General features: G+C 68.1%; 4 protein-coding genes. 3 read left to right on the forward strand and 1 reads right to left on the reverse strand.

What is annotated here, in order from left to right; all coding sequences use genetic code 11:
• From ACWC24_RS36370 to ACWC24_RS36380, 3 genes are all read left to right on the forward strand, one after another.
• A partial coding sequence (locus tag ACWC24_RS36370; protein WP_450667187.1) for a hypothetical protein occupies window positions 1-601 on the forward strand: 601 nt, incomplete at its 5' end.
• A gap of 1,277 nt (window positions 602-1,878) precedes the next feature.
• A complete protein-coding gene (locus ACWC24_RS36375; protein WP_450667188.1) occupies window positions 1,879-2,421 on the forward strand; it encodes an RNA polymerase sigma factor in 543 nt (180 codons plus the stop codon).
• Window positions 2,418-3,263 (forward strand): hypothetical protein, encoded by an 846-nt coding sequence (locus ACWC24_RS36380; RefSeq protein WP_450667189.1) that lies wholly within the window; start codon window positions 2,418-2,420, stop codon window positions 3,261-3,263. Before ACWC24_RS36375 ends, ACWC24_RS36380 begins: the two co-directional genes overlap by 4 nt.
• Window positions 3,264-3,433: 170 nt before the next feature.
• Here ACWC24_RS36380 and ACWC24_RS36385 read toward each other — a convergent pair.
• Window positions 3,434-4,021, reverse strand: a 588-nt coding sequence (locus tag ACWC24_RS36385) for a hypothetical protein (RefSeq protein ID WP_450667190.1), incomplete at its 5' end; no start/stop codon positions are given.

Genomic DNA, 4,021 nt, shown 5'->3' on the forward strand with positions numbered 1-4,021 from the left:
CGGTCTGCGGGAGGCTGGGGCGCAGGATCAGGTGGCCGGGCTGCTGGCCCGTGACCCCGCCGCACACGGCTCCCTCGACGACCCGTACGGCGTACTTGCACTGCTGAACAGTCTGCGGGAGGCTGGGGCGCAGGATCAGGTGGCCGGGCTGCTGGCCCGTGACCCTGCCGCACGCACCTCCCTCGACAACTCGTTGGTCGTGGCCGTGCTGGTGGAGAGTCTGCACAAGGCTGGGGCCCAGGAGCAGGCGGAGACCTTGGCCGAACGGGCCGCCGTACACGCCACCCTCGACGACCATGTTGCCGTGGGCGCACTGCTGGTCTGTCTGCGGAGGGCAGGGGCACAGGAGCAGCTGACGACCTTGGCCCCACGGGCCGCCGTACACGTCTCCCTCGGCAACCCATCCGCCGTGGCTGGGCTGCTGGACAGCCTGCGGAAGGCTGGGGCACATGAGCCGATGGCGATCTTGACGGAACGCCTGCCTGCCTCAGGGCAATTCGGTGAGTTCATCAAAATCGGTGATCACCAGAAGCGATTCAGGTTCGGGCGAGAACCCGGCGGGAGAGTCGCTGCCCCATGGGCATGGGAAGACCTGGAGTGATCTGTGAAACCGGCGTTCGAGGAGGCACAGCCGAGTCTCTCCGGGTGATCACGTCCGACCAGGAGATGGCTGGGGTGGACTGTCGCGGTGGCCCTACGCAAGGTCCACGGCCGAAACGCACTGTGGACTATGCCTTCCAGTAGCCGGTGCGGGGAGCCACGAAATACGCGGTGTCCGTAAAGCATCACCTTCGCGACACTCCCCGGTATCCGCCGTCCGCGTCCTGCCGCACGCGATGGTGCTCCTCGCCCTGCTGTCGACGAGCCGTATCTACTGGTGTTCGTGTGGCGTGCGACCGGGTTTGTGAGGCGGTGAGGCGCAGACGGGTCATGCGCTCCCGGTGGCGGAGCCAGTCACGCCACACGTCGCGTCGGTGCTCGGACTCCTGTGGCAGCAGTTGCGGGAGGATCGCGATGAGCGTGCTGACCGCAGTACATGCCGCGGCCGCCCACACGGAGGCGCCGGCGTAGGACGCGGTGGCCAGAGCCAGGCCGCCGGCGCCGACGGGCGGGGCGGTCCGGGCGAGGCGGCGGCGCACGGACGGGCGGATGGTCATGTCGGTGTCCTTCGGGCTCAGAGGGCAGGCGCGCACGTGCTCACGTGCGCGTGCGGGGCGTGCAGCAGTTCCAGCCCTTGCATCCCGGGCAGCGGATCTGACAGTGCCGAAGAGTGGGGGAGTCAGGGGCAAGCGGCGCAAGTCCCGCTGGCAGAGCCAGACTTTCCACGCGGCAATCCAGATTCAATGGCCCCGGCCTGCGGATTTCCCGGCTCTCTCGGCTTGGACCGAGGCCTCTACACCGCTACGGAGTTAGACGCGCAAGATGCACGGGCGTGACCCATGTCACTGCGTCCGGCGACCCCGGTCGCGACCGTCGGCAGCAGGACATCGCGCGTGCCCCAGCGGGCGGCGGGACGAAGGAAGACCCCTTCGCCCGGGGAAGTGGGGGGCGCGCGCGAACACGCGTGCGCCTGTTGGTCGAAATGTCTCACGAAGCGACTGAACGTTCGAGGGTCCTGTGCGATGGGATGACTTCATACAGTGATCACGCGTCGGGCTTTCGACCCGGCGTCGACCCGATAAGGGGAGCCGTGATGGATTGGGGATGGGGCGACGTGACGTCAGCGGCAGTCGCGGCGCGCGTCTTCGGCCGGGACATCGCATGGTTCGGACGGCGGCTCCTGGGCGCCGGGGTCCGGGTCGGAGCGGCTGAGATCGCCCGCGACCGACGCGCAACCATCGAGCCGACAGGCTCCGGTGACAGCGCGGAGGAGGCCCGATGACCCGCCCGGTACCGGACCCGCCACTGGACTTCCAGGCCTTCTACCAGCGCTACCACCGCGCCTATCTTCGCTACGCCTACCTGCACCTCGGGCAGCGCACGGCCGCGATCGAGACCGTGGAGTCGGTCTTCGTCCAGCTCCTGGAGACCTGGCCCGACGTCCTCACCCAGCCCAGCGTGCAGCGCTACGCCCACTCGGTGCTGCGCCGCACACTCGCCAGCCAGCTGGTGCTGCGCCACGACAGCACGGCCCTGGTGGAGACAGCGACCTTCGCCAAGGTACGCATGGCCACGCGGCGGCAGCTGGAGGTGCTGGAGTCCTCGCTCGGCCTGTACGCCGCCATCGCGCGCCTGCCCGAACGGCAGCTGGACGTCGTCGTGATGCGCTTCGTCCTGGGCTACGACGTGACAACCGTCGCCGAGATCATGGGTGTCTCGGCCGGAACGGTGCGCTCGCACATCCACGCCGCACGCCGGCGTCTGGCACGCGAGCTCGGAGTGCAGTACAGCAAGGAAACAGAAGCAGAGGAGATCGCATGACCCGCAGGGAGGACCGGGACCGCAGCGACGACCGGGACCACATCGACGACCGGCTGCGCCAGGCACAGCTGCTGGTGTCCGACTTCGAATTCGACGACGCCGAGAGCGCCGCCATGCTCAGCCGGATCGCACGCCGGGCGCTGAACCGCGCCACCGACGCCATGGACGAATGCGCCCGTCGCGTCAAGGCCGAGGCCCCCGGCCGGCCGCGCCCGGAGCCGGTCCCCGCGACCCCCCCGGTCTACAAGCGGGCCGCCATGACCCTGGCCGAGTTGTCCTGCCGGGTCGTACGCGACCCCGACACGGTGGAGGCCATGGCCCAGCTCGTCAACGAACGCTCCCGCATCGAGCCCGCCGGAGCACTCACCTTCGCCTGCCTGCTCTACCTGTCCGACCGCTCCGAAGGCGCCCAGTTCTGGTGGCAGTTCGCCGCAGGCGCCGGCGTCGCCACCGCCGCCTACTGCCTCTACCTGCACCACACCCAGTACAGCGAGGACGACATGGCACGCTTCTGGTACCGCCAGGCCGTCACCCTCCACCACCACACCGGAAGCGACCTCTACCCCCGCATCGACACCAGGCCGCCCACCCCGCTCACCGGGATCTGCTACGCCCCCCGCGCCGTCGTCACCGCGATCACCGCGGTCACCTCGCTGTGGCCCGGCGACCGCGACGCGGCGTGCGCCACCGGCGGTGTGTTCAGCTGGGCACTGGATCACTTCCGGCTCGCCGACGCCGTATGCCGCCTCGAAGCGGACACCGACGAGGACTACGGCCTGGTGCCACGGCCCGATCCAGCGCTCGCCATCGAACTGGAGGAACACATGGAACACGCTCCTTGACCCCGGCGTCTCCTACCGCTCGCGCAGCTACTGAGGCGCATACACCTCTCAGCCCCTGCACGAAGGCAACCACCGGGCGCTCGGGGACTGCCGGCCGCTACTTGAACGACTGAAGGAGATGACACAAGGCCGCGGGTTCGAGTTTCCCGGAGGGGACTCGGAGCGGAGCCTCAGGTGTTAAGCAAGGCTCCTGGCTCTGCGGTGGGTCGTGATGTGGTGGAGACGGTGTGGATACCCCGCGCCACGGTGAGGAGAAGCAGCCCCAGGGAGGCGGCACAAGAGATCCATACCCCCGGGAGTTGATGCAGCACGACGACGGCGTCGAGCTGCCTCAGTTGATCTTCGGTAAGGTCCAGGCCGGGGGCGAGTTCTGCGAGGGTGTAGGGCTTCTTCCACAGCAGCGTCATCACGTCGCTGGCGGACAAAAAGCAGGCCGCAAGCAGGATTCCTGTCCCAGTGGAGGCGGAGCGCAGGCAGACAGCCATGAGGCAGACCACGGCGATGAGTACGGCTGTCACAACGACCTGCACAGCTGACTGCGCCGGCACATGAGACAGCGAGCAGCACGGTCCGTAAGTGACCGACTTGGCAGTGCCGTTCACTGTTGCGGTGAGTACTTGCTTCGTCCACGGGAGCCACGTTCCGACAATCCAGGCCACCACGCTGGCTTTGTTGGTGAGTTTCAAGAACGTCTGATGCTCAGAGGCAGGAACGCTCGGTTTCACGGGAGAGTGATGTCGCCGAGTTTCGAGAACACC

Source organism: Streptomyces sp. NPDC001443 (genome assembly GCF_053597355.1).